Raw genomic sequence first — 25,872 nt, forward strand, 5'->3', positions numbered from 1 at the left:
TGCCGCGTTCCCCAGGTTTTAGCCTGGGGAACGCGGCATCCCGTTTATCCGGGCGGTGCCGGTTGGTACGTACGTACGAGAGAACGAGGCACTCCATGACCGACCCGGTGACTCTGGACGCCGAGCGGAGCATCGGCGCATTCGACGAGAAGCGCGCCGAGAACGCGGTGCGGGAGCTGTTGCTCGCCGTGGGCGAGGACCCGGACCGGGAGGGCCTGCGGGAGACGCCGGCGCGAGTGGCGCGCGCGTACAAGGAGATATTCGCGGGTCTCTGGCAGGAGCCGGAGGACGTGCTGACCACGACCTTCGACCTCGGTCACGACGAGATGGTGCTCGTGCGCGACATCGAGGTCTACAGCACGTGTGAGCACCATCTGGTGCCGTTCCACGGCGTGGCGCACGTCGGGTACATCCCGTCGACCAGCGGGAAGATCACCGGCCTGTCGAAGCTGGCCCGCCTCGTGGACGTCTACGCCCGCCGGCCGCAGGTCCAGGAGCGGCTCACCACGCAGATCGCGGACTCGCTGATGGAGATCCTGGAGCCGCGGGGCGTGGTCGTGGTCATCGAGTGCGAGCACATGTGCATGTCCATGCGGGGCATCCGCAAGCCGGGCGCGAAGACGCTGACCTCCGCGGTTCGGGGCCAGCTGCGGGATCCCGCGACGCGGGCCGAGGCGATGAGCCTGATCATGGCGCGATAGGGCGTGAAAAAGCCCGCCACCGTGGCGATCACCACGGTGGCGGGCTTTTTACGGCGAACCGCTACGCGCTCAGCCGGCTGCCCATCCACTTCAGCGTCGGGTTCAGCTCACGACGCCACGTGTTGAAGTTGTGACCACCCGTGTCGAGGACGATCGACGAGACGCGGGCCGGAGCCTTGACGCTGTCGATGAACTTCATCGTGTCCTTGTAGTTGTGCTCGCCCTGCTTGCTGGTGGTCACCAGCAGCGAGACGGGCGGCATGTCCTTGTTCTTCAGCCGCCACAGCAGGTCGTTCTCGTTCTCCAGCTTCTTGCTGCCGCCGAAGAGCGAGCCCGTCGTCGGGTCCTGCGGGGCCTTGTAGTAGCCGGAGAGCGCGGCCGCGGCGCTGTACGCGTCCGGGTGACGCATGGCGATCTTCAGCGCGCAGTAGCCGCCGGTGGAGTCGCCGATCATGCCCCAGTTCGCGGCCTTGTCGCCGACGCGGTAGTGCTGGGCGACGGCCTGGCGCAGGTCCTTGGTGAAGAAGGTCTCGGCCTGCGGACCGTTCGGTATGTCCATGCACTCGGTGTCGCGCTGGCCGACGATGGACGGACGCATCATCACCAGGACGGTGGGCTGCATCTTCTTGTCCTTGCTCAGCTTGTGCGCACGGACGGGGTAGTCGAGCCCTTTGATGAGCGCCTCGGCGGTGCCCGGGTAGCCGGTCAGCACGACGGAGGCGGGAAACTTGCGGTTCGCGTACTCCGGCTGGAAGTACTCCGGCGGCAGGTAGACGTACGCCGGGCCGTTGATCTTGGACTCGACGCCCGCGACCTGGATCTTCTCGATCTTGCCGCCGACGCGCGGGACGTTGCCGCGGGGCACCTTGACGGCCTGGGTGTTCACGACCTGCACCCGCTTGCCGCTGGCGGCGTGGTCGACGACCACGCCCTCCTCCTTGACCTGACCGAAGAGGTCGGCCCAGGAGCCGTAGAAGCCGAAGGACTGGTTGGCCCAGAGACCGATCGCTGCGAACAGGGTGAGCTGTGTGGCCAGCATCATGCCCACCCTGCCGAGTATGGAGCCCACGCTCCGTTTGCCCAGGCGTGGCCAGAGCCAGATGGTCAACGCGAAGAGCACTACCGCAGCCGCGATGGCAAGCAGCAGGACTGCCATGCTGGTGAGACCCATGAGGTGCTTTCTGCCGAGGCGACCCGGCGCCGAGTCGCGGAATGGTTACGTCTTTCCGGGCTCGGCCCCCCGCGGAACCTCAACCCCGAAACCGTCGTCCTACAGGGCGCACATTGTCCGGGCGCTGCCGCCGCATGGCGTGCGTCCACTCGACAGGACGACGGGAAGAGATGTCTGTCAGGGTAGATGGCAAAAAGTCCGATGGGGTTCCCGAGGGAACCAAGCGACTGTCGGGGCTTGCGCGTATCGTCAGAGGGCCGAAGCCCGAGAACGTGCCTGCCGTCGTAGGAACGGTCGCTGCCCTCATCGGCCTGGTGGACGTCCTTGCCGGAGTGGTTCCGCGGTTCCGCTGGAGCAAGGTCCACAGCCTCGCCGAGGTGCTGCCCGGCTCGGTGACCCAGCTGGCCGCCGCCGGCTCGATCATCGTCGGCGTCCTCCTGCTGCTGCTGGCCCACGCCCTCAAGCGGGCCAAGCAGCGCGCCTGGCTCGCCGCCGTGGTGCTGCTGCCCATCGGTGCGGCCGCGCAGCTCGTCTACCGCCACTCCTACATCGGCGCGGTCCTGTCGCTGCTGCTCTTCATCTACCTCGTGTGGCACAAGAGCTCCTTCTACGCGCTCCCGGACCCGCGCAGCCGCTGGAAGGTCGCGGCCAACTTCGTGCTGATGGGCGCGTTCAGCTTCGGCCTCGGCTGGGTGATCGTCGGCTCGCACCCGGACCAGATGGTCGGCGACCCGCCGGTGATCGAGCAGATCGAGCACGTGATCTGGGGCCTCTTCGGCTTCGAGGGCTCGATCCGCTACACCGATCACGTCGACTACACCGTCGGCTACTCCCTGGGCGCCCTCGGTCTGCTGACCGTCGCCACCACCGCCTACCTGGCCTTCATGCCGGCCTACCCGGCCGCCGTCCTCACCGAGGAGGACGAGGACAAGCTGCGCGAGCTGCTCGCCAAGCACGGCGCCCGCGACTCGCTGGGCCACTTCGCGCTGCGCCGCGACAAGAGCGCCGTCTTCTCGCCGTCGGGCAAGGCGGCCGTCTCCTACCGCGTCGTCTCCGGCGTCATGCTCGCGAGCGGTGACCCGATCGGTGACGTCGAGGCCTGGCCGGGCGCCATCGAGCAGTTCATGTCGCTGGCCAAGCGCCACTCCTGGACCCCCGCCGTCGCCGGGTGCAGCGAGACCGGCGGCGAGGTGTGGACCCGCGAGACCGGGCTCGACGCCCTGGAGATGGGTGACGAGGCCATCGTGGAGGTGGCCGACTTCTCCCTGACCGGCCGGTCCATGCGCAACGTCCGCCAGATGGTCAAGCGCATCGAGCGCAACGGCTACAGCACCAAGGTGCGCCGCGTCGGCGACCTCTCCCCGGAGGAGCTGGAGGCCGTCCAGAAGGCGGCGGGCGCCTGGCGCGACACCGAGGACGAGCGCGGCTTCTCGATGGCCCTGGGCCGCATCGGCGACCCGAAGGACCTGGACGCGATCATCGCGACCGCCCACAAGGACCCCGAGGAGGGCGAGGACTGCCCGTTCGGCGACCTCCGCGCCATGCAGCACTACGTGCCGTGGGGCCCGGACGGCAGCTCGCTGGAGCTCATGCGCCGCGACCGCAGCGCGGACCCGGGCATGAACGAGCTCCTGATCGTCGCCTTCCTCCAGGCCGCGCCCGAGCTCAAGATCAAGCGCCTGTCGCTGAACTTCGCGTTCTTCCGCTCCGCCCTGGAGCGCGGCGGCAAGCTGGGCGCAGGCCCGGTCGTGCGCATCCAGCGCTCGGTGCTGGTCTTCCTCTCGCGCTGGTTCCAGATCGAGTCGCTGTACAAGTTCAACGAGAAGTTCCGGCCGCGCTGGGAGCCCCGCTTCATCGTCTTCCCGAACAGCCGCGACCTGCCCCGCATCGGCTTCGCCATGATGCAGGCGGAGGGCTTCCTGGAGCTGCCGCGCCTGCTGCGCCGCCGCCCCGCCCCGCCGAAGGACGTCCTGGACGACGCGGACGAGCAGGTTTCGGCCACGGAGGTCACGCGCGCGGCGTGAGCGCCCCGCGAGCGCGCCGTGGTGATCCCGCTGAACGCACGTGCGGCAGTGCCCCCGACCGGCTTCCGGTCGGGGGCACTCCTCTTTGCGGCACGCCCTAGGCTGGACCCATGAGTACCTTGCGCGGTCGTCCCGGGCCCGTCGGTCTGCCGGAGTGGAATCGCTGTGCGGTGATGGGCGTCGTCAACGTCACGCCGGACTCGTTCTCCGACGGCGGGCGCTGGTTCGACACCGAACTCGCGGTCAAGCGCGGCCTGGACCTCATCGCGGGCGGCGCGGACCTCGTCGACGTGGGCGGCGAGTCCACCCGGCCCGGCGCCTCGCGGGTCGACGAGGGCGAGGAGCTGCGCCGGGTCGTGCCCGTCGTGCGCGAGCTGGTGGCCGAGGGGGCCGTGGTGTCGGTGGACACCATGCGGGCCTCGGTCGCGGAGGCGGCCGTGGAGGCCGGGGCGACGCTGGTCAACGACGTGAGCGGCGGCCTCGCGGACCCGGCGATGGTGCCCGTCGTGGCCACGGCCCGGGTGCCCTTCGTGGTGATGCACTGGCGCGGCTTCAGCGCCGACATGAACAACCGGGCCGTCTACGGCGACGTCGTCGGCGAGGTCCTCGCCGAGCTGCGGCAGCGGCTGGACGCCGTGGTCGAGGGCGGCGTCGACCCGGACCGGCTCGTCGTGGACCCGGGCCTCGGCTTCGCGAAGAACGCCGCGCACGACCTCGCGCTGGTCGCGGGGCTGGACCGGCTGCGCCGGGAGCTGGAGCTGCCGGTGCTGGTGGCGGCCTCCCGCAAGCGCTTCCTCGGCCGGGTGCTGGCCGGCCCGGAGGGCGAGCCGCCGCCGGCCCGCGAGCGGGACGCCGCGACGGCCGCGGTCTCGGCGCTCGCGGCGCGCGAGGGCGCGTGGGCGGTGCGGGTGCACGAGGTGCGGGCCAGCGCGGATGCGGTGCGCGTGGTGCGGGCGGTGCAGGAGGCCGCGGAGTCCGAGGAGATGGCCGAGGTCGCGGAGGCGGCGCGGGTGGCGGGTGCGGCGGGCGCGTCGGGCGCCGAGGGGGGCATGTGAGCACTGCCCGTACGGACAGCGAGCAGGTCGAGCTGGCGAACACCGCGCTGTACGAGGCGGTGGAGCGCGGCGACACGGCCGCGATGGGCCGGCTGTGGCTGGACGACCCGGACGCCGAGGTGTCGTGCGTCCACCCGGGGTGGCCGGTGCTGCGCGGGCGCAGCGAGGTGCTCCGCTCGTACGCGCTGATCATGGCGAGTACGGACTACATCCAGTTCTTCCTGACCGACGTCGAGGTGTCGGTCGCCGGGGACACGGCCCTCGTGACCTGCACGGAGAACATCCTCAGCGGCGGCCCGGCCGAGGAGGAGGGTGAGCTGGGGCCCCTGGTCGGCCAGCTGGTCGTGGCGACGAACGCGTTCCGGCGCGTCGGCGAGGAGTGGAAGGTGTGGTCGCACCACGGCTCGCCGGTGCTCGCCGGGCGCGACGAGGAGGACGACGACGAGGACGGTGTGACCGGCGGGAACGGCGGGGCGGACGGCATTCCGGGGGCGTGACGTATCTCGCGTTGCGCCGTGGCACGGGCGGGGCTGCCGGGCGTCAGCGCGGCGGGCCCGCACCACTCGTTCGGGCTGCTGGGCGGGCGGGTAGGGGTGAGGGACCGGTGTGCGGGTAAGCGCGGCCGGAGTCGTGGCCGGCCGGGCACGGCGGGTGCCCGAATGGGCCGGAAACATGCAGAAGTATCCGTAAATATGTGCAGGAATCCCTAGCGTTCATGTGCGAGCGCTGTCGGTGCTCGCAGGTAGATTCGACGTGGGTACCGGGCATCGGAGGTGCCCTCGTCCGACGACCAGCAGGAGTGATTCGTGTGGATCGTGTCGCGCTGCGCGGCCTGAAGGCCCGTGGGCACCACGGCGTGTTCCCCCGGGAGCGCGAGGAGGGCCAGACCTTCATCGTGGACCTCGTCCTGAGCCTGGACACCCGGCCCGCCGCCGCCTCCGACGACCTCACGAAGACCGTGCACTACGGCGTCGTCGCGGAAGAAGTGGTCGATATCGTCCAGGGTGAGCCCGTCGATCTCATCGAGACCCTGGCCGAGCGAATCGCCCAGAACTGCCTCAAGCACGATGCGGTGCGCGAGGTGGAGGTGACCGTCCACAAGCCGGACGCCCCCATCACCGTGCCCTTTGACGATGTGACGATCACTATTACGCGGAGCCGAGTATGAGCAGCAGCGACCCGACCGTGCAGCCGGTGCCCGCCTCCGTGGTGGAGCAGGTGGACGCGGCGGACGTGACCCTGAGCAATCCCAAACGAGCCGTGATCTCCCTGGGCAGCAATCTCGGCAACCGCCTGGAGACCCTTCAGGGTGCGATCGACGCCCTGGAGGACACCCCCGGCCTCCGGGTCAAGGCCGTCTCCCCGGTGTACGAGACGGAGCCGTGGGGCGTCGAGCCCGGCACCCAGCCCTCGTATTTCAACGCCGTCGTCCTCGTGAAGACCACCCTTCCGCCGGACTCCCTCCTTGAGCGCGGTCACGCCATCGAGGAGGCCTTCGAGCGGGTACGGGACGAGCGCTGGGGCCCGCGCACCCTCGATGTCGACATCGTCGCCTACCAGGACGTCGTCTCCGCCGACCCCGTCCTGACGCTGCCGCACCCGCGCGCCCATGAGCGCGCCTTTGTCCTCGCCCCCTGGCACGATGTGGACCCGGAGGCCGTCGTCCCGGGCCGCGGCGCGGTCGTCGAGCTGCTCGCGGCGGTCGGCACGGAAGGCGTGCAGCCGCGGGTCGACCTGGAACTCCGGCTGCCCGAGTAGTCGTTTAGTCGTTGGACAGTCGTTGGACTGCTGAGAAGGCGATCGAGATGAGGAGCGACGGCTCGGTGAGGCAACTGCGGATCGGGGTGCTGGCCGGGCTGTTCGCCGTGGCCGGCGTCCTCTCCTGGGCGGGCGCCCGGCTGTGGGACTCGGTCGGCACGCTGCCGCGGGTGCCGGTGGCCGCGCCCATCGTGCTGGCGGTCATCGCCGTCGTCCTCGCGGCCACGGCGCTCTCCCTGCGCGCCCGGCTGCGGGCGCAGCGCGAGCGGCGGCCCGGCGCGAAGGGCGTCGATCCGCTGGTGGCCGCCCGCGCGGTCGTCTTCGGCCAGGCCAGCGCGCTCGTCGCGGCGCTCGTGGCCGGCATGTACGGCGGCGTCGGCGTCTTCCTCGGCCTCGACGGCCTGGACGTCCAGCCCCGCCGCGACCAGGTGATCTACGCGGGCGCGTCCGTCGTCGCCGGCATCGCCGTCATCGCCGCGGCGTTCTTCTTGGAACGCGTCTGCAAACTCCCGGAAGACGACGAGGAGGGCCCGGGCGGCCCGGGCTCGGTACCGGGCTAGCGAGACGGCCTCCGGCCACGGGTCATGGGTGCCGCGCACCCTTGAATCCGCCGCGACGGCGCGAGACCACAATGGCGGATCCCGGCGGTGCCGTGCGGCCTCCCGCCGCGGGTCATGGGTGCCGCGCACCCCTGAGTCCGCCGCAACGGCGCGACACCACGACGCTGGATCCCGGCGGTGCCGTACGCGCCTCAGGCGGGCTCGGCACCGCCGGATACCGCCGCGGTGGTCTATCGCCGTCGCGGCGGACAGAAGGACCGAGGCCCATCCGCCACGGCGCCCGCGTGGCTCGCGCGGCCGCGGCGGAGGGAACGGGCGTAGCCCGCACGTCCCGCACTGCGGGAGAGCATCCCCGGGCTACGCCCCGGGGATGCTCTCCAGATTCACCTCGCTGCGCGCCGCGCCCCGCGCGTCCGCGTCGATCGAGCGCCGCAGTGCCTCATGCAGCCGCGCCGGGGTCAGGACCCCGACGAAGCGGTCCGTCGCGTCGCCGTCGAGGACGGCGATCCAGCCCGCGTCGTGCTGGAGCATCGTGCTGAAGGCCTGCTTGAGGGAGGCGCCGACGGGGAGCCACGCGTCCATGCGGCGGGCCCGGTCCCGTACGGTGCCGCCGCCCGCGAGGGCCTCCGCCGAGACCCAGCCGTGCAGCCGCCCGCCCTCGCCGAGGACCACGGCCCACTGGGCGCCCTCCGAGGCGAGGGCGGCCGCCGCAGCGGCGGCCGTGTCGTCCAGCCGCACGACCGGCGGCTGTTCGAGGTCGCCCTCCTCGATCGGGGTGACCGAGAGCCGCTTGAGCCCCCGGTCGGCCCCGACGAAGTCGGCGACGTAGGGCGTGGCGGGCGCGCCCAGCACCGTGGCCGGGGCGTCGAACTGTTCGATGCGGCCCTGCCCGTAGACGGCGATGCGGTCGCCGAGCCGGACCGCCTCCTCGATGTCGTGCGTGACGAACAGCACGGTCTTGCGCACCTGCGACTGCAGCCGCAGGAACTCGTTCTGGAGCCGCTCCCGCACCACGGGGTCGACCGCCCCGAACGGCTCGTCCATGAGCAGGACGGGCGGGTCGGCGGCGAGGGCCCGGGCGACCCCGACCCGCTGCCGCTGCCCGCCGGAGAGCTGGTGCGGATAGCGGGCGCCGTGGACGGCGGGGTCGAGTCCGACGAGGTCGAGGAGCTCGGCCGCCCGGTCGCGGGCCTTCTTGCGCTGCCAGCCCAGCAGGTGGGGAACGGTCGCGGTGTTCTCCAGCACGGTCTTGTGGGGGAAGAGCCCGACCTGCTGGATGACGTAGCCGATGCGGCGCCGCAGTTCGACGGGGTCGACGCCGGAGATGTCCTCGCCGTCGAGGAGGATCCGGCCCGACGTGGGTTCGATGAGCCGGTTGACCATCTTCATCGTGGTGGTCTTGCCGCACCCCGAGGGCCCCACGAGCGTGACGAGCTCGCCCTCCGCCACTTCGAAGGACAGGTCGTCCACGGCGGTCGTGCCGTCGGCGTAGCTCTTGGTGACGTGCTCGAAGCGGATCATGGTTCCCCATTCTGGCCGTACTCGCTGGGGACATTGTTGCCGTTGTGTGGCGGCCGGCTCGAATGTCAGTGCCCCGGGTTAGGGTCGCAGGTGACCGGAAAACCGTGGGTCTACGGCCAGGGGGAGGTGGGAGCGCATGGCGGGGCAGTCCTGCCTGATCAGCAATGACTGGATCTGCGGCGAGTATCTGCGGACCCGGGGCCAGGAGCTGACGGACGCCACGCTCCAGCACGTCGGCATCACGCTCGCGTCGGTGGCCATAGGGCTGCTCGTGGCCTTCCCGCTCGCGCTGCTGGCCCGCCGGTGGCGCGCCGCGGCGGGCCCGGTCCTCGGCCTGACCACCGTGCTCTACACGGTGCCGTCGCTGGCGATGTTCTCGCTGCTGGTGCCGTTCTTCGGGCTGTCGGTGTCGGTGGTGGTCACGGGCCTCGTGCTGTATTCGCTGACGATCCTCGTGCGGAACATCCTCGCGGGGCTCGCGGCGGTGCCGGAGGAGGCGCGGGAGGCGGCGCGCGGCATGGGTTACGGCCCGGTGCGCCTGCTCTTCGGGGTCGAACTGCCGCTGGCACTGCCCGCCCTGATGGCGGGTCTGCGGATCACCACGGTGTCCACGATCTCGCTCACCACGGTCGGTGCGATCCTGCACTACGGCGGCCTGGGCAACCTCGTCTACGACGGCATGCACAGCTATTTCAAGGCGCAGGTGCTCACCGCGTCGGTGCTGTGCGTGGCGCTGGCCGTCGCGGCGGACCTGCTCCTGCTGCTCGTCCAGCGGCTGCTGACGCCGTGGACGCGCGCGGGCAAGGGGGCGGTCTGATGGGCGTCTTGGAGCGCACGTGGTCCTGGCTGGCCACCGGAGCGCACTGGTCGGGCACGGACGGGGTCTGGCACCGGCTCGGCGAGCACCTCTTCCTGACGGCGATGTGCCTGGCGATCTCCTGCGCGATAGCGCTGCCGGTGGCCGTGCTGCTGGGCCATCTGGGCAAGGGCGGCGCCCTCGCGGTCAACATCTCCAACGCGGGCCGGGCCGTGCCCACTTTCGCGGTGCTGGTCCTGCTGCTGCTCAGTCCGCTGGGCACGCACGGCTCCTGGCCCACCGTCATCGCGCTGGTGCTTTTCGCGATACCGCCGCTGCTGACCAACGCCTACGTGGGCATGCGCGAGGTGGATCGCGATGTGGTCGAGGCGGCCCGCGGCATGGGAATGACGGGCCGTCAGCTCATAGCGCGCGTGGAGCTCCCGCTGGCGTTCCCGCTGATCGTGACGGGCGTACGGACCGCCGCCGTGCAGGTCGTCGCCACGACCACGCTCGCCGCCCTGCCCGGTGGCGGCGGCCTCGGCCGCATCATCACGGCGGGCTTCCGGCTCACCGACACCGCCCAGGTGGTGGCCGGCGCCGTGCTGGTGGCGGCGCTCGCCCTGCTCGTCGAAGGCGTGCTGATGGTGGCGGAGCGGCTGTTCGATCCGGTCCGCCGGCGTACGGGGCCGGTGCCGGGGTAGGCGCGGCGCCGGTCAGCGAAGCGACGGCGGCCGGAGAGCCCGCCGCCGGAACCGAAGGGCAGAGTTTCCCATGTTTCCCATGAGCAGCACCCCGCGCCGGGCGCGGGTCTCCCGCGCCCTGCTGGCGACGGCCGCCGTCGGCGCCCTCGCGGCCGGCCTCGCCGCGTGCGGCGGCGACAGCCTGGAGAAGTCCGGCACCGGGGGCGGTGGCGGATCGGCGAAACCGGGTGAGAACGCGCTGGTCATCGGCTCGGCCGGGTTCACCGAGTCCAGAGTCCTGGCCGAGATATACGCGGGCCTGCTGAAGGACGCCGGATATTCCCCGATGATCAAGACCACCGAGGCCCGCGAGCTCTATGAACCGGAGCTGGAGAAGGGCCGGATCGACGTCGTCCCGGAGTATGCGGCGACGCTCACCGAATTCCTCAACAAGAAGCAGAACGGCAAGGATGCGCCCACGGTCGCGTCGGCCGACGCCGATGCCACGGTGACGGCCCTGCGGAAACTCGCGGAGCCGCGCGGACTGAAGGTGCTCGACCCCGGCCGCGCGGTCGATCAGAACGCCTTCGCCGTAACCCGGGAGTTCGCGGAGAAACACCAGCTCAAGACGCTTTCCGACCTCGGGAAGTCGGGCCAGGAGGTCAAGCTGGCGGCCGGTGACGAATGCCCGCAGCGGCCCTTCTGCCAGCCCGGCCTGGAGAAGACGTACGGCATCCGCGTCACGGGCATCGCCCCGCTGGAGGTGGGCAGCGTCCAGGCCAAGCAGGCGGTCAAGGACGGCAAGGCCCAGATGCTCCTGACCACGACCACGGACGCCACGCTCGAACAGTTCGGACTGGTCCTGCTCAAGGACGACAAGAAGCTTCAGAACTCCGACAACGTCCTGCCCGTGGTGAATGCGCAGAAGGCGGGTTCGCAGAAGGTCGCGGACGCCCTCGCGAAGCTCACCAGGGTGCTGACCACGGAAGATCTCACCGAACTCAACAAGAAGGTGGATGCGCAGCGGCTCAAGCCCGCCGATGTCGCCGCGCAGTACCTCAAGGAGAAGCGGCTCCTGACGAAGTGAGAGGTGTAGGCGACAAGTAAGATTAGGGGAACAGTTTCGTGGGGGAGTCACACTCCCGAGGCGACGCACGGTAAGTTTCAGGCCATGCCACGAGGACGCCACCGCCATTCGCCATCCCTGCACAGGCTCCTTCCCCCATCGGCCGTCGCCGCGACATCAGTCGCCTGCGCCGCCGGTGCATGGGTGGTAGGTGAAACGGTCGTCATCCGGGGTCTCGCCGCGGCGGCTGCCGCCGCCGCGGTGGTCGGCGCCGTGCTGATGCGCCGTTGGGACCGCTCCGCCGGGAGGCGGGTCGCCCAGCTCACCGCCGCCCGCACCCGCGACGAGTGGAAGACCGAGGAGCGCATAGCCGAGCTGGAGACGGACCTGGAGGACACCAGGGCCGCCAAGACCCGCCTGGAGTCCAAGCTGCGCGGCAAGCGCGCCGAGCTGGCCCGTCTCCGCACGGAGCACGCCGACCTGCTGCGCCGCTATGCCGCCGCCGAGACCGGGCGGGCCAGCGCGCTGGAGAGCCGCCGCGTCGCCCGCGGCGGCGCGCCAGCGCTGGAGTCCGGCGCCCCGCTCAAGGTGCCCGGCCCCGCCGTCGACCCGGCCGCCTTCCGCAAGGCCGCGGAGGTGCTGCGCGGCCTCGCCGGCGGCGAGCCGGCCGCCGGGGCGGAGTCCCGGCCCGGCCTGAAGCCCGTGACGCCGCCTCAGGCGGCGCCCAAGGCCGTGCCCCAGCCGCGTACGGAGGCCCGCAAGGGCGGCCCGCGCGGCGCCGGGCGGCCGGCTGAGGGGAGCAAGGCGGCCGGCGCGGACGCGGCTCAGGCCGCCGACGGCGCCGAGACCGCCGCGCCGGGGCCCGCCGCCGCGAAGCCCGCCGTGCCCCGGTCCCCGGCCCAGCGCCCCGCCTCCCGCACCACGGGCGGCTTCGACTTCTTCGGCACCCAGGGCCCGGCCCCGCGCCCCGTCGAGGAGACGGACCTCGCGGACGTCGTCGGCGAGGAGGCGCTCGCCGAGGCCAAGGCCGAGGCCGAAGCGGACGGTGAGTCGGCCAAAGACGACGTCATCGACCTGACCGCGCACGACGAGACCGAGCAGATAGACGTGGCCGAGCTGCGGACGGCCGTCTCGTAGGCGGTCACGAAGCCCGGCCCGCATGCAGAAACGAAACCCCCGGCGGGACTCCCGCCGGGGGTTCTGCATGGGCTGGGTGGGCTTACTTGTCGATGTCGCCCACGACGAAGAACAGCGACCCCAGGATCGCCACCATGTCGGCGACCAGAGTCCCCGGCAGCAGCTCCGTCAGGGCCTGGATGTTGTTGAAGGACGCGGAGCGCAGCTTCAGCCGGTACGGGGTCTTCTCGCCCTTCGAGACGAGGTAGTAGCCGTTGAGGCCGAGCGGGTTCTCGGTCCACGCGTACGTCGCGCCCTCGGGGGCCTTCAGCACCTTCGGCAGCCGCTGGTTGATCGGCCCCGGCGGCAGTTCGGAGATCCGGTCGAGGCAGGCCTCCGCGAGCTCCAGCGCGTTGTGCGTCTGCTCCAGCAGGCACTCGAAGCGGGCCAGGCAGTCGCCGTCCTCGCGGGTGACGACCTTAAGCACGTCCTGGAGTTCCCCGTAGGCGAGGTACGGCTCGTCGCGCCGCAGGTCGAAGTCGACGCCGGACGCGCGGGCGATCGGGCCGCTCACCCCGTACGCGTGCACCGTCTCCGGCGCGAGGACGCCGACGCCGCGCGTGCGGCCCCGGAAGATCTCGTTGCCGAGGACGAGCCGGTCGTAGACGTCCATCCGGGAGCGGACCTGGGCCACGGCGTGCCGCGCCCGGCCGAGCCAGCCGGCCGGCAGGTCCTCCTTCAGGCCGCCGACGCGGTTGAACATGTAGTGCATCCGGCCGCCGGAGACCTCCTCCATCACCGTCTGGAGCTCCTCGCGCTCATGGAAGGCGTGGAAGACGGGGGTGATGCCGCCGAGCTCCAGGGGGTAGGAGCCGAGGAACATCAGGTGGTTGAGGACCCGGTTCAGCTCGGCGAGGAGCGTACGGGTCCACACGGCGCGCTCGGGGACCTCCATGCCGAGCATCCGCTCGACGGCCAGGACGACGCCCAGCTCGTTGGAGAACGCCGACAGCCAGTCGTGGCGGTTGGCGAGCACGATGATCTGCCGGTAGTCGCGGGCCTCGAACAGCTTCTCCGCGCCGCGGTGCATATAGCCGATGATCGGCTCGGCCTCCCGGACCCGCTCGCCGTCGAGGACGAGCCGCAGGCGCAGCACGCCGTGCGTGGACGGGTGCTGGGGTCCGATGTTGAGCACCATGTCGGTGCTCTCCGCCGCACCGCCGATGCCGACTGTCGTCTCCGTCATGGGGGTCATGGGGATAAGTCTGTCAGCCTTCTCCGCAAGGCCGGTCCCGGCGCCGCTCCCGGACCGGTCCAGGCGGTGCCCTCAGGCCGGTCCCGGCGCTGCCCTCAGGCCCGCTCCGGGGCGTCCGGGAGCAGCCCCCGGCAGGCGTCGCCCACCGGGTGCACCAGCCAGCCGAAGGCCCCCAGCCCGGCCGGCGAGGTGAGCTCGGCGGCCTCGCCCGCCCGCCCCAGCGCCCGGACGTAGGCGGCCGGGTCGGTCGAGGCGAGCGACAGCGGCGGGCGGCCGCCGTCCACGCCGAGCGCCCGCAGTGCCTCGCGCTGGGTCAGCACGGTGCTGCCCGGCCGGGCGCACGCGTCCATGGCGACGTGCGCGGTGATGTCGCACGAGCCGTCCGGCACCGGCCGCACCTCGCGGCCCTCGCGGAAGCCGGCCAGCGTGCCGAACGGCGGGCGGCCGGCCCGCTCGTGGGCGTAGTCGACGGCCACGGCGAGACCCGCGCGCAGGCTGCCCACGGCCCGCGCCCAGGCGGTGTCGCGCGGCCGGCCGATCTCGGCGCGGGTGCCGGGCGGCGCGCCCTCGACGGGCCACCAGCGGGCGAGCCACGCGGCGTCCTCGCCCGCGACCGGCTCCCCGAGCAGCTCCTCGCCGTCTTCTTGAACGAGCACCTGGCGCGCGACGCCCTCCGCGTCCGTCTCGGCGACGTCCACGGGCACGTTGTCGAGCCACTCGTTGGCGAACAGCAGGCCCTCGACGCCTTCCGGGATGTCGCCCACCCAGGTGATGCGCCCGTCCAGGCCGGCCGGGCGGGCGGCGCGCTCGACGGCGTACGGGCGCAGCCGCGCGGCCACGTCCTCCGGCAGCTGCCCGAGGACGCCGGTGAGGAGCTCGCCGCGCCCGGCGCCGACGTCCGTGAAGGCGAGCTCCGCCGGCTGCCCGAGCGCCTTGTCGACCCGGCACAGCAGTTCGGCGACGGCACCGGCGTACAGCGGCGAGGCGTGCACGGAGGTGCGGAAGTGCCCGGCGGGGCCCTCGGGGCGCCGGTAGAAGCCGCTCGGGCCGTAGAGCGCGGCCTCGGTCGCGGCGCTCCATGTTCTCGTTCCGCTTGCCATACGCACACGCTATGCGCCCTTCGCGGGCACGCCGCCTCCACCTTGCGGAGTAGAAGGAGTGTCACCGGATCGATCGCCGGGCTGACCCCGGCACGTACGCGGCATGCCTACGCTGGGTGACGTGCACCGCCTCTACGACTTTCTCCGCAGGCACCCGACCGGTGTGGACAGTTTCTGGGCCGTCCTCCTGCTCGGGATCAGCCTGCTGGCCGCCGCCGAAGAGCACGGCACGACGGCGACCCAGTCGGCCGTGCACGTCGTCACGGTGCTGACCCTCAGCCTGGTGGTCGCCCTGCGCCGCCGCGCCCCCGTGCCGATGCTGTTCCTCGCGATCGCGAGCGGCCTGGCCCAGGTCGCGGCCGACGTGCAGGGCAGCATCGCCGACATCGCGATGCTCGCCATCGTCTACACCGTCGCCTCCGGGCACGTCCGCTGGGCGTCGAGAGTGGCCCTGGCCGGCGGGCTGGCCGCGCCGGTGCTCTTCCTGATCCGGTGGCCGGTCGTCAACCGCGGGATCGGCGGGACGCTCATCTCGCTGGCCTTCCTCACCGCCCCCTTCGTCCTCGCCTGGGTGCTCGGCGACTCCATGCGCACCCGCCGCGCGTACTGGGCCCAGTTGGAGGAGCGCGCGGCCCGCCTGGAGAAGGACCGCGAGCAGCAGGCGCGGATGGCCGTGACGGCCGAGCGGGCGCGCATCGCCCGCGAGCTGCACGACGTCGTCGCGCACAATGTGTCGGTGATGGTCGTCCAGGCCGACGGCGCCGCGTACGTCCTCGACGCCTCGCCCGAGCAGGCCAAGCAGGCTCTGGAGACGATCTCCGGGACGGGCCGCCAGGCGCTCGCCGAGATGCGCCGCCTGCTGGGCGTCCTGCGCACCGAGGAGGGCACCACCGAAGGCGGGGACTACGTGCCGCAGCCCGACGTCGAGCAGATCGGGGATCTGGTCGAGCAGGTGCGGGGCGCGGGCCTGCCCGTGGAGTACGAGGTCGAGGGCGCGCCGCGGCCGCTGCCGAGCGGTGTGGAGCTGACCGCGTACCGCATCGTGCAGGAAGCCCTGACCAACACGCGCAAGCACGGCGGCCCGGAGGCCGGGGCGAGCGTGCGCCTCACGTACTTCGACGACGGCCTCGGCCTGCTCGTCGAGGACGACGGCCGGGGAGCGCAGCACGAGCTGTACGAGGCGGGCGGCGCGGACGGCATGGGCCACGGCTTGATCGGCATGCGCGAGCGCGTCGGCATGGTCGGGGGCACGCTGGACGCGGGGCCGCGGCCGGGCGGCGGCTTCCGGATCAGCGTGCTGCTGCCGGTGAAGCCGGGCGGCCGCTGACGATGATTTCTGCGGGTTCTGTTACCACTGTCCGATCGAGGAAAGGGGCATCTGCATGTCCATCCGGGTGATGCTCGTCGACGACCAGGTACTGCTTCGTACCGGGTTCCGCATGGTGCTGGCCGCCCAGCCCGACATGGAGGTCGTCGCCGAGGCCGGGGACGGCGCGGAGGCCCTGGAGGTGCTGGCCGGCACCGAGGTGGACGTCGTCCTGATGGACGTCCGCATGCCCCGGCTGGACGGCGTGGAGGCGACGCGCCGCATCTGCGCGCAGGACGATCCGCCGAAGGTGCTGATCCTGACCACGTTCGACCTCGACGAGTACGCGTTCTCGGCGCTGAAGGTCGGCGCGAGCGGGTTCATGCTCAAGGACGTGCCGCCGGCGGAGCTGCTGGGGGCGATCCGGGCCGTGCACAGCGGCGACGCGGTGGTCGCGCCGAGCACGACGCGGCGGCTGCTGGATCGTTTCACCCCCATGCTGCCGAGCACGAGCAAGGAACCGGTCAGCACGGAGCTGGGGCGGCTCACCGAGCGCGAGCGCGAGGTCATGCTGCTCGTGGCGCAGGGCCTGTCCAACGGGGAGATCGCGGCGCGGCTGGTGCTGTCCGAGGCCACGGTCAAGACGCACGTGGGGCGCATCCTCACCAAGCTGGGGCTGCGGGACCGGGTGCAGGTCGTGGTGCTCGCCTACGAGAGCGGGCTCGTACGGGCCGGGGGCGGGGCGGCGCAGCAGTAGCGCCGCGCGCGCTTCTCACAGGCTGACGGCCTCGCGCACCGCCGCCAGGAACTCCTCCGTGCGGGGGTGCGTGGGGTGGGCGGGGCTGGCGAGGTAGACCGTCGCGGCGGGGGCGTCCTCGACCGGGACGAAGCGGACGCCGGGGTGGCCGTGGCTCTCCCCGGTGCCGGCCGCCGCGACGCCGAACGCGTCGCCCGTGGCGATGGCGTTCAGCCATTCGTCGACGTTGTGCACCTCGATGGTGCGGGACGGGCGCTGCGCCGGGTCCCACAGGTCCGGCGAGCCGGTGCCCGTTTCCGGCCACACTGCGAGGGGCAGGCGCGGGTCCTCGGTGAGCTCGGCGAGGCGCACGCGGGGGCGGCCGGCGAGCGGGTGGTCGTCGGGCAGGGCGGCGATGCGGTCCTCGGTGTAGAGGGCCTCGGTGCGGATGCGCGGGTCACGGGGGCGGGTGCGGAGCACGGCCACGTCGGCGTCGCCGGTGGCCAGGCCCGCGGTGTGGTTGTCCCGGCGGACGACTTCGAGGGGCACGTGCGGGTGCGAGCGGCGCCAGGAGCGCAGCAGCGGGACGGTCTGCTGCCCCAGGACCGCGCAGGTGTATCCCAGGCGGAGGGGCCGGGAGTCGGCCCTGGTGTCCGCGAGCGCGGCGTCGAGGTGGGCCAGGATGGCCCGGCCGTGCCCGAGCAGGGTGGCCCCGGCCGGGGTGAGGTCCAGGTGCCGCGACGACCGGTCGACCAGCCGCACGCCGACGCGGGCCTCCAGCTGGGCGAGCGTCCGGGAGAGGGCGGGCTGCGTGACGTGCAGCCGGGCCGCGGCGGCGGTGACGGTGCCGGCATCGGCGATGGCGGCCAGGGCCTTGAGGTGACGCAGCTCCACATCCATGCGCGGGAAGCATAGCTGCTGCGCAGAAGGCATTTCCGGGGGGTGGGGAGGGGTCCGTAGCGTCGGTTCCGCAAGGGATTCCGAGAGCTGATGTACGGGATGGGACGGGCCGGTTATGAAGATCCTTCTGGTGGGTGCGGGCGGAACGCTCGGCGGCGCGGTGCGGAAGGCGCTGGCGGAGCGGGGCCACGAGGTGATCGGCGTGGGGCGCAGCGGCGGGGACGTCATCTGCGACGTCACCGACCCGGAGGCGGTCGGGCGGCTGTACGGGCAGGTGGAGGGGCTGGACGCGGTGGCGGTCGCGGCCGGTGACGCGGTCTTCAAGCCGTTCGGCGAGCTGACGGCGGACGACTTCGCGGCGACGTTCCGCGGCAAGGCGCTCAGCCAGGTGGAGCTGGTGCGGCAGGGGACGCGACACGTGGCCCCCACCGGGTCGTTCACGCTGATCAGCGGGGTGCTCACGGACGAGCCGATCGTGGCCGGGGCGGCGGCTTCCGCGGCGAACGGGGCGGTGGAGGCGTTCGTACGGGCCGCGGCGATCGAGCTCGCGCCGCAGCGGATCAATGCGGTGAGCCCGACGGTGGTCGAGGAGTCCCTCCCGGGCTACGCCCCGTTCTTCCCGGGCATGGAACCGGTCCCGGCGTCCCGGGTGGCGACGGCGTACGTCCGGGCCGTCGAGGGCGCCCAGACGGGCCGCGTTTACGCGGTGCGCGGGGCTCGCTGACCGCGGGGCCGGTCCGCTCTGCCGGGCCGGCACCTCACCTCCGCCGCAGCGGCTGGGGGCACCTCCCAGCGGTAGCTGGGGGAGCAACCACTGACCAGGCGTCCGGCGGTGCCGAGCCGGCCTGATGTGCGTACGGCACCGCCGGTCACGTCTATGGGGGCAGGGCGCCGTCGCGGCGGATGTGTGGGTGCGGCACCCACGTTCCCGGCCGACGGCCCCTTTCCGCCGCAGTGGTTCCATGGGGGGGCGTGGGGCATCCCCCGCCCCCTTACCTCAGCACCGTTTCCAGGAAGTCGCTGCCCAGGCGGGCCACCAGCGGCAGATCCAGCTGGTGGAGGACGTAGCGGCCGCGGCGGCGCGTGGACAGCAGGCCCGCCTTCTTCATCACGGCCACGTGCCGGGACACCTCGGGCGCCGTCAGGCCGAAGACGGTGGCCAGCTCGCTGGTGGTGTGCGGGCCGCGGGCCAGCGTGCGGCACAGCCGCATCCGGACGGGGTGCGCGAGCGCTTCCATCCGCTGCTGCATCAGCTGAAGGGCCGGGCCCTTGGGGAGCTCGGGCGCGGCCACGGGGTACTGCACCATCGGCTGCCAGCCGGGCCGGTTCAGCACGATGAGGTGCGGCCATCCGAAGGCGGTCGGTATGAACGTCAGGCCGTCCGCGTAGGCCGTCGCCCAGCCGTCCTGGAGCTTGTCGAAGACGATCCGCGTGCCGTCCGCGCCGACGGAGACGGCCGTGGAGACCGCGGCCATGGCCTCGGCGAGCCCCTTGCGCCGCAGCAGGTCCGCCTTGTGGCGGGCATCCGTGGCGAGCTGCACTCGCACGCGCTGCCAGTTGTCGGCGAAGAACGCCTCCTCGCAGTCCTCCAGGAGCCGGCGCAGCCAGGCTCGCAGCGCGGCCGGGTTCTCCAGCATGCGGTCGGTGAACTGCGCCTGCCGCGGCCCCCGGGCGGCGGCCAGCTCGCGCACCCGATCCCGCTGTCCGGCGTCCACCAGCGGGGAGGGGACGGGGACGGAGCTGCAGGTGACCTCGAAGGCCGCGGCGACGAACTTCTCGTCGTCCATGCGGTCGAGGTCGTCGAGCTCCTCGGCGAGCGTGGCCCGGGGCATGGCGGGCAGCAGCAGGTCGGAGCGGGACGAGCGCCACAGGAAGTCGGCCTCGGTCAGCCGGTCGGCGAGATCGGGCCGGAGCCCGGAGGCGGTCGCCGTGGCCCAGCCGTGCAGCCCGGGGTGATGGCCGGGCTCCGCCAGGACGTGCAGCATCGCACCGAGCTCGGCCAGCGGCGACGGGTTGAAAAGGATGCGCTCGTGCGGCAGCCCGGCGATGTTGATCTCCACGCTCATGTGCTCATCGTGCCTGCCTCCGCGAGGGTCCGGCTGTCATTTGACGGCTCTCGTCAATTGACGCGGCAGGTCGGCGCGGACCGGCGCACCGTGGAATGCATGAACGCAGCTCAGCAGCACATGCTCGACCTCTACCGCTCCGCCCGGCTCGGCACTCCGGCTCCGCCCGCCCCTGGCACCGGGGACGTGGAGGCCTATCGCTCCTTCCGCACCTGGCGCGCCTTCCAGGGCGTCGTCGACGAGCGGGTCGCGGCCCGCCGTGCCCGCCGTGCGGAGCTGCTCCGCCCCCTCCGCGCCGTCTTCTTCCGGCGGCCCGCGACCGCCGCCGTCCGCCCGTACGCGGCGCAGCCCACCGCACGCCGCGTCCCGGACGTCTGCGGCCGTGCGGCCGAGTGCTGATCTGCCGATGCCGGCCTCGGTGAACAAGATGCGGAGGCCGGCCGGCCCCGGCCCTCGGCGCTCGTCGGTCTTCCCTTAACCGATCACTCGAACGTGCGGTCGAGTTATCCGCATCCCCGGCGATATCCACAGGGCTGGGGACGTCCGGGGACCGCCCCTCTCACCTCACGTAGCATGACGAAGGAATCGTCCGGTACCCCCCGCGGACTGGAACGGAAGGCCATCGCCGCGTGAACGCACACACTTTTCCGGAGCACCCGAGCCCCCAGGACCGGCCCGCCCGGCTCACCGTCGGCGTCGTCGGCGCCGGCCGCGTCGGCCCGGCGCTCGCCGCCGCGCTCCGGCTCGCCGGGCACCGCCCGGTCGCCGTCTCCGGAGTCTCCGACGCCTCGGTGCGCAGGGCCGCGGCCCTGCTGCCGGAGGTCCCGGTCGTGCCGCCCGCCGAAGTCCTGGCGCGCGCCGAGCTGGTCCTGCTCACCGTGCCCGACGACGCCCTGCCGGGCCTGGTCGGCGGCCTCGCCGAGACGGGCGCGGTGCGCCCGGGCCAGCTCCTCGTGCACACCTCGGGCCGGCACGGCACCGCCGTCCTCGACCCCGCCCGCCGCGCCGGGGCCCTTCCGCTCGCCCTGCACCCGGCCATGACCTTCACCGGCACCCCGGTCGACGTCGACCGCCTGGCCGGCTGCTCCTTCGGCGTCACCGCGCCCGAGGAGCTGCGGCTCGCCGCGGAGGCCCTGGTGATCGAGATGGGCGGCGAGCCCGAGTGGATAGCGGAAGAGGCCCGCCCGCTCTACCACGCGGCCCTCGCCATGGGCTCGAACCACCTGGTCACCCTGGTCGCCCAGGCCATGGACCTGCTGCGGGCCGCCGGCGTCGCCGCTCCCGACCGCATGCTCGGCCCCCTCCTCGGCGCCGCGCTCGACAACGTCCTGCGCAGCGGCGACGCGGCCCTGACGGGCCCCGTGGCCCGCGGCGACGCCGGCACGGTCGCCGCGCACGTCGCCGAGCTGCGCGTCCACGCACCCCAGGCCGTCGCCGGCTATCTGGCCATGGCCCGCACCACCGCCGACCGCGCGCTCGCGGCCGGCCTGCTCAAGCCGGAACTGGCGGAGGACCTGCTCGGTGTCCTCGCGGACGGAGGCACCGCATGACCATTCAGCTCACCCGTGACGCCGAGGAGCTGCACGCCCTCCCGCGCGAAGGCCGCCGCGCCGTCGTGATGACGATGGGCGCCCTGCACGAGGGCCACGCCACCCTCGTCCGCGAGGCGCGCCGGCTGGCCGGGCCGGACGGCCAGGTCGTCGTCACGGTCTTCGTCAACCCGCTGCAGTTCGGTGCGGGTGAGGATCTCGACCGCTACCCGCGCACCCTCGACGCCGACATCGGCATAGCCGAGCAGGCCGGCGCCGACGTCGTCTTCGCCCCTTCCGTGGACGAGGTCTACCCCGGGGGCGAGCCCCAGGTCCGCATCACCGCGGGCCCCATGGGCGAGCGCCTCGAAGGCGCCTCCCGCCCCGGGCACTTCGACGGCATGCTCACCGTCGTCGCCAAGCTCCTGCACCTCACCGCCCCGGACCTCGCGCTCTTCGGCGAGAAGGACGCCCAGCAGCTCGCCCTGATCCGCCGCATGGTGCGTGACCTCAACTTCCCTGTGGAGGTCGTGGGCGTGGAGACGGTCCGCGAAGGCGACAACCTCGCGCTGTCGAGCCGCAACCGCTATCTGTCCGTGGCCGACCGGGCCACGGCGCTGGAGATCTCGCGCGCCCTGCTGACCGCGGGAGCCGCCGCCGAACGCGGGGCGGAGCCCGTCCGGCGCTCCGCCCGGGTCGTCCTCGACGCCGCGGCGCAGATGGAGCCCCCGCTGCGGCTCGACTACGTCGCCCTCGTCGACCCCGCCGACTTCACCGACGTCCCCGACGACTACGAGGGCGAGGCCGTCCTCGCCGTCGCCGCCAAGGTCGGCACCACCCGCCTGATCGACAATCTCCCCCTGACCATCGGTCCGGCCACCGGAGCGCAGCGATGACCGGCATACGGCTCCACGCGCCCCGCCCCGGCTGGTCCGTCGACGCCGATGTCGTCGTCGTGGGCTCCGGCGTGGCCGGGCTCACCGTCGCCCTGCGCTGCGCCGCCGCCGGCGCGAAGGTCACCGTCGTCACCAAGGCGCTCCTGGACGACGGCTCCACCCGCTGGGCCCAGGGCGGGATAGCGGCAGCGCTCGGCGAGGGCGACACCCCCGAGCAGCACCTGGACGACACGCTCGTCGCCGGGGCGGGCCTCTGCGACGAGGAGGCCGTGCGGGCCCTGGTGACCGAGGGCCCCGACGCCGTGCGCCGGCTGATCGCCACGGGCGCGCAGTTCGACACCGACGCCGACACCGGCGCCATCCTGCTCACCCGTGAGGGCGGCCACCACCGCCGCCGCATCGCCCATGCGGGCGGTGACGCGACCGGCGCCGAGATCTCCCGCGCCCTCGTGGAGGCCGTCCGCGCGGCCGGCATCGAGACCATCGAGCACGCCCTCGTCCTCGACCTCCTCAAGGACGGGGACGGCCGGGCCGCCGGCGTCACCCTGCACGTCATGGGCGAGGGCGAGCGCGACGGCGTCGGCGCCGTACGGGCCCGGGCCGTCGTCCTCGCGACCGGCGGCATGGGCCAGGTCTTCTCCGCGACCACGAACCCGGCGGTCTCCACCGGCGACGGCGTCGCGCTCGCCCTGCGGGCCGGGGCCGAGGTCTCCGACCTGGAGTTCGTCCAGTTCCACCCCACCGTGCTGTGGCTCGGCCCGGACGCCGAGGGGCAGCAGCCGCTCGTGTCGGAGGCCGTGCGCGGTGAGGGCGCCCACCTCGTCGACGCGAACGGCCACCGCTTCATGGTCGGCGCCCACGAGCTCGCCGAGCTGGCCCCGCGCGACATCGTCGCCAAGGGCATCACGCGGCGCATGCAGGAGCTCGGCGCCCCGCACATGTACCTCGACGCCCGCCACTTCGGCGCACGGATGTGGGAGCACCGCTTCCCCACGATCCTCGCCGCCTGCCGCGCGCACGGCATCGACCCGGTCACCGAGCCGATCCCGGTCGCGCCCGCCGCGCACTACGCCTCCGGCGGCGTCCGTACGGACCTGGCGGGCCGCTCGTCCGTGCCGGGCCTCTACGCGTGCGGCGAGGTCGCCTGCACGGGCGTGCACGGAGCGAACCGCCTCGCGTCGAACTCGCTGCTGGAAGGGCTCGTCTTCGCGGAGCGCATCGCCGCGGACGTCACGGAGACCCTCCGGGAGGCCGCCGCGCCCCCGCAGCCGGCGGCCACCGGCACGGACAGCGCCGCCGGCACGGTGCTCGCCGGTCCGAAGGCCCGGCTGGAGATCCAGCGCATCATGACCGAGGGCGCCGGGGTCCTGCGCTCCGAGGAGAGCCTCGAACGGGCGGCCGCGGCGCTCGCGCGCATCGACGACGACGCCGCGGCCGCGCTGGAAGCGCCCGGCACCGAGAGCTGGGAGGCCACCAACCTCCTGCTCGTCGCCCGCGTCCTCGTCGCCGCCGCCCTCCGCCGCGAGGAGACCCGCGGCTGCCACTGGCGCGAGGACGCCCCCGACCGGGACGATGCCTGGCGCCGCCACCTCTTGGTGACCCTGCGCCCGGACCGTACGCTCGCGGTCTCCACCACCGAGACGGCCGCCTTCCCGCCCGCAGCCGCCCCGACGCCCCACCCGCCCACGAACGGCGCCCACCCGAGGAGCACCCCGTGACCACCCCGAACGACCTCCCCCTCCACCAGATCGGCCAGGACATCCAGGTGAACCTCGAAACGGCCACCGGCGGCTGCGGTGACGGCTGCGGCTGCGGCGAGACGTTCGCGGAGGACGCCCTGGAGTGCGGGCTCGACCCCGACCTCGCCCGCCTGCTCGCCGACGCCGGCCTCGACCCCCTCCAGGTCGAGGACATCGCCCACCTCGCCATCGAGGAGGACCTCGACGGCGGCGAGGACGTCACCACCCTGGCCACCATCCCCGCGGACGCCGTCGCCACCGGCGACTTCACCGCCCGCAGCGACGGCACCGTCGCCGGCCTGCACATCGCCGAGGCGATCCTCTCGGTCGTCTGCACCGAGGAGTTCGAGGTCGAGCGGCACGTCGAGGACGGCGACCGCGTGACCGCCGGCCAGAAGCTGCTCACCGTCCGCACCCGCACCCGCGACCTGCTCACCGCCGAGCGCAGCGCGCTGAACATCCTGTGCCGCCTGTCGGGCATCGCCACCGCGACCCGCGAGTGGGCCGACCTGCTGGACGGCACCAAGGCCGCCGTCCGCGACACCCGCAAGACCACTGTCGGCCTGCGCGCCCTGGAGAAGTACGCGGTCCGCTGCGGTGGCGGCGTCAACCACCGCATGTCCCTGTCGGACGCGGCCCTCATCAAGGACAACCACGTGGTCGCGGCCGGCGGCGTCGCCGAGGCCTTCAAGGCCGTCCGGGAGGCCTGCCCCGGCCTGGCCATCGAGGTCGAGGTCGACCGGATCGACCAGATCGAGCCGGTCCTCGCCGAGGGCGCCGACCTCATCATGCTGGACAACTTCACCCCCGAGCAGACCAGTGAGGCCGTCGAACTGGTCGCGGGCCGCGCCCTGCTGGAGTCCTCCGGCCGGCTCACCCTGGTCAACGCCCACGCCTACGCCGAGACCGGCGTGGACTACCTGGCGGTCGGCGCGCTGACCCACTCCTCCCCGATCCTCGACATCGGCCTCGACCTGCGCGAGGGCGACGAGGACGAGCCGCAGGGGGAAACCGCCTGATGCTTCTCACCATCGATGTCGGCAACACCCACACGGTCCTCGGCCTGTTCGACGGCGAGGAGATCGTCGAGCACTGGCGGGTGTCGACCGACCCCCGCCGGACCGCCGACGAACTGGCCGTCCTCCTCCAGGGTCTGATGGGCATGCACCCGCTGCTCGGCGAGGAGCTCGGCGACGGCATCGACGGCATCGCCATCTGCTCCACGGTCCCCGCGGTCCTGCACGAGCTGCGCGAGGTCACCCGGCGCTACTACGGCGACGTGCCCGCGGTCCTGGTCGAGCCGGGCGTGAAGACCGGGGTGCCGATCCTGATGGACAACCCCAAGGAGGTCGGCGCCGACCGGATCGTCAACGCCGTCGCGGCCGTCGAGCTCTACGGCGGCCCGTGCATCGTCGTCGACTTCGGCACGGCCACCACCTTCGACGCGGTCAGCGCCCGCGGCGAGTACGCGGGCGGGGTGATCGCCCCGGGCATCGAGATCTCGGTGGAGGCGCTGGGCGTCAAGGGCGCACAGCTCCGCAAGATCGAGCTGGCCCGCCCGCGCGGCGTCATCGGGAAGAACACGGTCGAGGCCATGCAGTCCGGCATCCTCTACGGCTTCGCCGGGCAGGTCGACGGCGTCGTCGAGCGGATGGCCCGCGAGCTCGCCGACGATCCGGACGACGTCACCGTCATCGCCACCGGCGGACTGTCGCCCCTGGTGCTCGGCGAGGCGTCGGTCATCGACGAACACGAGCCGTGGCTCACGCTGATCGGCCTGCGGCTGGTGTACGAGCGGAACGTCTCCCGCACGTAGGGCGCGGGGCGCGGGTCGTCCCGGCCCGCGCGCAACCAACCGTCCGTTTCAACTGTCCTGTCAGCTGCGGAACCTGAT

26 protein-coding genes are annotated in these 25,872 nt (G+C 72.8%); 20 read left to right on the forward strand and 6 right to left on the reverse strand.

Annotated features, from left to right (window positions below):
* The first annotated feature begins 95 nt into the window (after positions 1-95).
* On the forward strand, positions 96-701 hold the full coding sequence (folE, locus tag PS271_RS15590) for a GTP cyclohydrolase I FolE (protein ID WP_364966520.1): 606 nt from the start codon (positions 96-98) through the stop codon (positions 699-701).
* Positions 702-762: 61 nt separating this feature from the next.
* Here folE and PS271_RS15595 read toward each other — a convergent pair whose 3' ends face one another.
* Positions 763-1,872 (reverse strand): alpha/beta hydrolase, encoded by a 1,110-nt coding sequence (locus tag PS271_RS15595; protein WP_398382462.1) that lies wholly within the window; start codon positions 1,870-1,872, stop codon positions 763-765.
* 170 nt (positions 1,873-2,042) lie between these two features.
* Here PS271_RS15595 and PS271_RS15600 point away from each other — a divergent pair, with 170 nt between their 5' ends.
* The 6 genes from PS271_RS15600 to PS271_RS15625 all read left to right on the forward strand — a co-directional run bounded on the left by PS271_RS15600 (position 2,043) and on the right by PS271_RS15625 (position 7,269).
* Positions 2,043-3,896 (forward strand): phosphatidylglycerol lysyltransferase domain-containing protein, encoded by a 1,854-nt coding sequence (locus PS271_RS15600; protein ID WP_398382463.1) that lies wholly within the window; start codon positions 2,043-2,045, stop codon positions 3,894-3,896.
* 110 nt (positions 3,897-4,006) lie between these two features.
* On the forward strand, positions 4,007-4,951 hold the full coding sequence (gene folP, locus PS271_RS15605) for a dihydropteroate synthase (protein ID WP_398382464.1): 945 nt from the start codon (positions 4,007-4,009) through the stop codon (positions 4,949-4,951).
* A complete protein-coding gene (locus tag PS271_RS15610) occupies positions 4,948-5,448 on the forward strand; it encodes a nuclear transport factor 2 family protein (protein ID WP_398382465.1) in 501 nt (166 codons plus the stop codon). The genes folP and PS271_RS15610 overlap by 4 nt, the downstream gene beginning before the upstream one ends.
* Before the next feature lie 311 nt (positions 5,449-5,759).
* Positions 5,760-6,119, forward strand: a complete 360-nt coding sequence (gene folB / locus PS271_RS15615) for a dihydroneopterin aldolase (protein ID WP_359595213.1) — start codon at positions 5,760-5,762, stop codon at positions 6,117-6,119.
* Positions 6,116-6,709, forward strand: a complete 594-nt coding sequence (gene folK / locus PS271_RS15620; protein ID WP_106681264.1) for a 2-amino-4-hydroxy-6-hydroxymethyldihydropteridine diphosphokinase — start codon at positions 6,116-6,118, stop codon at positions 6,707-6,709. Before folB ends, folK begins: the two co-directional genes overlap by 4 nt.
* Before the next feature lie 65 nt (positions 6,710-6,774).
* Positions 6,775-7,269, forward strand: coding sequence for a DUF3180 domain-containing protein (locus PS271_RS15625; protein ID WP_398386872.1), 495 nt, complete (start codon positions 6,775-6,777; stop codon positions 7,267-7,269).
* 357 nt (positions 7,270-7,626) lie between these two features.
* Here PS271_RS15625 and PS271_RS15630 read toward each other — a convergent pair whose 3' ends face one another.
* Positions 7,627-8,790 (reverse strand): ABC transporter ATP-binding protein, encoded by a 1,164-nt coding sequence (locus PS271_RS15630; protein WP_398382466.1) that lies wholly within the window; start codon positions 8,788-8,790, stop codon positions 7,627-7,629.
* A 136-nt stretch (positions 8,791-8,926) separates the two neighbouring features.
* On the opposite strand from PS271_RS15630, the gene PS271_RS15635 reads away from it, so the two are divergent.
* The 4 genes from PS271_RS15635 to PS271_RS15650 all read left to right on the forward strand — a co-directional run bounded on the left by PS271_RS15635 (position 8,927) and on the right by PS271_RS15650 (position 12,472).
* Complete coding sequence (locus tag PS271_RS15635; protein ID WP_356287540.1) at positions 8,927-9,607, forward strand: ABC transporter permease; 681 nt, start codon at positions 8,927-8,929, stop codon at positions 9,605-9,607.
* A complete protein-coding gene (locus PS271_RS15640; protein ID WP_398382467.1) occupies positions 9,607-10,290 on the forward strand; it encodes an ABC transporter permease in 684 nt (227 codons plus the stop codon). The genes PS271_RS15635 and PS271_RS15640 overlap by 1 nt, the downstream gene beginning before the upstream one ends.
* Before the next feature lie 79 nt (positions 10,291-10,369).
* Positions 10,370-11,356, forward strand: coding sequence for an ABC transporter substrate-binding protein (locus tag PS271_RS15645; RefSeq protein WP_398382468.1), 987 nt, complete (start codon positions 10,370-10,372; stop codon positions 11,354-11,356).
* A gap of 183 nt (positions 11,357-11,539) precedes the next feature.
* The gene (locus PS271_RS15650; RefSeq protein WP_398382469.1) at positions 11,540-12,472 is read left to right on the forward strand and encodes a hypothetical protein; all 933 of its coding nucleotides are present in this window, start codon (positions 11,540-11,542) and stop codon (positions 12,470-12,472) included.
* Between the two features lie 82 nt (positions 12,473-12,554).
* Here PS271_RS15650 and PS271_RS15655 read toward each other — a convergent pair whose 3' ends face one another.
* Together PS271_RS15655 and PS271_RS15660 are read right to left on the reverse strand one after the other, a co-directional pair.
* Positions 12,555-13,697 carry an NADH-quinone oxidoreductase subunit D gene (locus PS271_RS15655; RefSeq protein WP_398386873.1) on the reverse strand — a complete coding sequence of 381 codons (1,143 nt, stop codon included), beginning with the start codon at positions 13,695-13,697 and terminating at the stop codon, positions 12,555-12,557.
* A 104-nt stretch (positions 13,698-13,801) separates the two neighbouring features.
* Complete coding sequence (locus tag PS271_RS15660) at positions 13,802-14,806, reverse strand: SAM-dependent methyltransferase (RefSeq protein WP_398382470.1); 1,005 nt, start codon at positions 14,804-14,806, stop codon at positions 13,802-13,804.
* A 121-nt stretch (positions 14,807-14,927) separates the two neighbouring features.
* Here PS271_RS15660 and PS271_RS15665 point away from each other — a divergent pair, with 121 nt between their 5' ends.
* Entirely contained in the window at positions 14,928-16,133 is a 1,206-nt protein-coding gene (locus tag PS271_RS15665) for a sensor histidine kinase (RefSeq protein ID WP_398386875.1), read from the forward strand.
* 55 nt (positions 16,134-16,188) lie between these two features.
* Positions 16,189-16,869: a response regulator transcription factor gene (locus PS271_RS15670; protein WP_398382471.1), complete on the forward strand. Its 681-nt coding sequence runs from the start codon at positions 16,189-16,191 to the stop codon at positions 16,867-16,869.
* Between the two features lie 15 nt (positions 16,870-16,884).
* On the opposite strand, the gene PS271_RS15675 is transcribed toward PS271_RS15670, so the two are convergent.
* Entirely contained in the window at positions 16,885-17,748 is an 864-nt protein-coding gene (locus tag PS271_RS15675; protein ID WP_398382472.1) for a LysR family transcriptional regulator, read from the reverse strand.
* A 115-nt stretch (positions 17,749-17,863) separates the two neighbouring features.
* Here PS271_RS15675 and PS271_RS15680 point away from each other — a divergent pair, with 115 nt between their 5' ends.
* Positions 17,864-18,472 (forward strand): short chain dehydrogenase, encoded by a 609-nt coding sequence (locus tag PS271_RS15680; protein ID WP_398382473.1) that lies wholly within the window; start codon positions 17,864-17,866, stop codon positions 18,470-18,472.
* A gap of 268 nt (positions 18,473-18,740) precedes the next feature.
* On the opposite strand, the gene PS271_RS15685 is transcribed toward PS271_RS15680, so the two are convergent.
* On the reverse strand, positions 18,741-19,814 hold the full coding sequence (locus tag PS271_RS15685; protein ID WP_398382474.1) for a DUF5937 family protein: 1,074 nt from the start codon (positions 19,812-19,814) through the stop codon (positions 18,741-18,743).
* 99 nt (positions 19,815-19,913) lie between these two features.
* Here PS271_RS15685 and PS271_RS15690 point away from each other — a divergent pair, with 99 nt between their 5' ends.
* From PS271_RS15690 to PS271_RS15715, 6 genes are all read left to right on the forward strand, one after another.
* A complete protein-coding gene (locus tag PS271_RS15690) occupies positions 19,914-20,213 on the forward strand; it encodes a hypothetical protein (RefSeq protein ID WP_398382475.1) in 300 nt (99 codons plus the stop codon).
* A 230-nt stretch (positions 20,214-20,443) separates the two neighbouring features.
* Positions 20,444-21,364 carry a Rossmann-like and DUF2520 domain-containing protein gene (locus PS271_RS15695; protein ID WP_398382476.1) on the forward strand — a complete coding sequence of 307 codons (921 nt, stop codon included), beginning with the start codon at positions 20,444-20,446 and terminating at the stop codon, positions 21,362-21,364.
* Complete coding sequence (panC, locus tag PS271_RS15700) at positions 21,361-22,239, forward strand: pantoate--beta-alanine ligase (RefSeq protein ID WP_398382477.1); 879 nt, start codon at positions 21,361-21,363, stop codon at positions 22,237-22,239. The genes PS271_RS15695 and panC overlap by 4 nt, the downstream gene beginning before the upstream one ends.
* Positions 22,236-23,957 (forward strand): L-aspartate oxidase, encoded by a 1,722-nt coding sequence (locus PS271_RS15705; protein WP_398382478.1) that lies wholly within the window; start codon positions 22,236-22,238, stop codon positions 23,955-23,957. Before panC ends, PS271_RS15705 begins: the two co-directional genes overlap by 4 nt.
* Positions 23,954-24,997, forward strand: a complete 1,044-nt coding sequence (gene nadC / locus PS271_RS15710; RefSeq protein WP_398382479.1) for a carboxylating nicotinate-nucleotide diphosphorylase — start codon at positions 23,954-23,956, stop codon at positions 24,995-24,997. Before PS271_RS15705 ends, nadC begins: the two co-directional genes overlap by 4 nt.
* Positions 24,997-25,794, forward strand: coding sequence for a type III pantothenate kinase (locus tag PS271_RS15715; protein WP_356287499.1), 798 nt, complete (start codon positions 24,997-24,999; stop codon positions 25,792-25,794). Before nadC ends, PS271_RS15715 begins: the two co-directional genes overlap by 1 nt.
* Positions 25,795-25,872: the final 78 nt, after the last annotated feature.

This window comes from Streptomyces sp. SCA2-17 (assembly GCF_044336695.1).